The sequence below is a fragment of the Moorena sp. SIO4A1 genome (genome assembly GCF_010672065.1).
Classification (GTDB): Bacteria; Cyanobacteriota; Cyanobacteriia; order Cyanobacteriales; family Coleofasciculaceae; genus Moorena.
This window is the reverse complement of the sequence record NZ_JAAHHX010000373.1, coordinates 1-2,037: the sequence shown is the minus strand read 5'-3', so window position 1 is coordinate 2,037 and position 2,037 is coordinate 1. Positions and strand designations below refer to the sequence as shown.

The 2,037-nt window shown below is 42.5% G+C and carries 2 protein-coding genes; one reads left to right on the top strand and one right to left on the bottom strand.

From position 1 onward, the window contains the following. On the top strand, positions 1-388 hold a 388-nt coding region (locus tag F6K53_RS38430; protein WP_293085070.1), incomplete at its 5' end, for an RNA-guided endonuclease TnpB family protein. Positions 389-625: 237 nt separating this feature from the next. Here F6K53_RS38430 and F6K53_RS38425 read toward each other — a convergent pair. Next, positions 626-1,513 (bottom strand): DNRLRE domain-containing protein, encoded by an 888-nt coding sequence (locus F6K53_RS38425; protein WP_293085067.1) that lies wholly within the window; start codon positions 1,511-1,513, stop codon positions 626-628. Positions 1,514-2,037: the final 524 nt, after the last annotated feature.

The following is a 2,037-nucleotide window of genomic DNA, read 5'->3' as shown; positions in this document are numbered from 1 at the left end:
CAAATTAGCTAAAGCAATATCTGATCTGAGTTGGGGAACTTTTGTAAATTTCCTTTCTTATAAATGCGAAAAAGAAGGAAAAGTACTGGTCGAGATAGATCGGTGGTTCCCCAGTTCCAAAACCTGCTCTAATTGCCATTACCTAATCAAAGAGTTGCCGCTAGATGTAAGGTCTTGGATTTGTCCAAGCTGTGGCACTCATCACGATAGGGATGGTAATGCAGCTAAGAATATTAGAGCAGAAGGGATCAGAATGCTATCCTCCTCTGGGACGGGGGAGGTCAACGCCAGTGGAGAAGAAGTAAGACCAAAGCGAGGGCGTCCGTCTAAGCTAAGGCATTCTTCCGTGAAGCTGGAAGCCTACACTGTACCCAACGGGTCAGTGTAGGTAGTTCACTTGTGCCTAGGTACTTACTTTGAAGTGCGGAATGTGAGGCTAAACCCAATCCTCCTGCTGAGAATTGGGATTGGTTTCAATATAGCGCTACGCGCAATGGCATTGGCAACAGGCAACAGGCAAAAGTTAACAGCGATAGCTTTTGCTGCTTATATTAATCTCAAACACCTGAATGCGTAGTGCTATAAGAGCGATCTAGAACATTGGTAAGTCGTGGAGGAATAAAGGTTATGGAGCTTTGGCATGGGGCAGACTTGTGCAAGCAAGACCATCTTTGTTCCCATCTAGACGGAAACGATCATCCCCAAAGTAGTTAAACACAGCCTGTGCCTCTTCCTGAGTCTTAAAATCCGAGCAGTTACAATCGGAATTCACACAATCGGGAAGCTCAAAAAGATTGGCTGTATCAGTTTCAGGGTTGCTTTGAACTGCAGGTTTCAGAGTAGCCATTAATGTAGGAGGGCTATACTCAGTGCTTTCTTTAGACGCAAAAACGATATAGGCATCTGGGGCTTTATATTCTGCACGATTAATCAGAATAGTCACTATGTGATCAGTATCACCTTTGATGAAATCTAGTAACTCAGGTGAGTTAAAGCTAAAAGAATCTCCTGTCGCTATAGAAGCTGCAGGGAGTTTCCCTAAGTAAGTTGTTTGGTTTGAGAGAAATAAATTGGTAGAGCAAGTATCATTACCCGGCGCGTTATTCCAAGTGGTTTTGGTTTCAGACCAATTTTCCTCTACTCCATCATTCAAGCCATAAAACTCAATAGATCCTTTGGTGTTGGGAAGGTTTATCGTACTCAAATTCAGGCTCACATCATCAATACCATCATTCAGCTCACTGAGATCAAATCGGAGGTAAGTTTTGCGGATATAAGAGACGGTGTTATCAAGCTTGACGACTAATTTACCGTTTGTTCCATTGTTCTTACTAGAGTAGGAACCACCTCGGATAAAGGTGTCTGCTCCATTGCCCGCTGCTGTAGTAATTAGTTGAACATTGGCATTGATTGGTGCTACTTGGGGTTTGTCTACATTTTGTATGCTCTCGCTTTCAGCGTTAACCATGGCTTGGCTTGGAGCGGGGAAGAGCATCACGGCAGGAATTATCAAAACCGCGCTCAGCAGAAAAGCCCATAGACTTCTGAGAGATTTAGGTACCATGTGACGTTGTTGTAATTGGGTTAACAATAATGGTGCATCTATACTATATAGCAATAGGTGCATCTAAATATTTGTAAAAAAGATTGGAAGTGTGGGAAGTGTGGAACCCGGGCGCGGGAAGTGTGGGAATTTTATCCGGAATTTTGCCTAATTGCAAAAGCGCTGCATCGCTTTATCATAACACCAAAAACTCCTCGGATATCTTGACTACTATTCCCTGTTATCTTTGTCTATTAATCCTATAGTTATAGCAGTCAAAGGAAAGCTTAGTACATACTAGTCATAAAGTAACTTTTTTGTTAATAAATTAATCAAAGGCCAGTTCCTTACAGTACAGTTACGATTTAATAAAAAAAGTGATTAGTGCTATCGACGATGGCATGGGAAAAACTCAAGCTATAGCAAGTCTTATACCCATGAGGTACAAATCTCTGGTTTTTAGGGAGCAGGGAGCAGGGAGCAGGGAGCAGGGA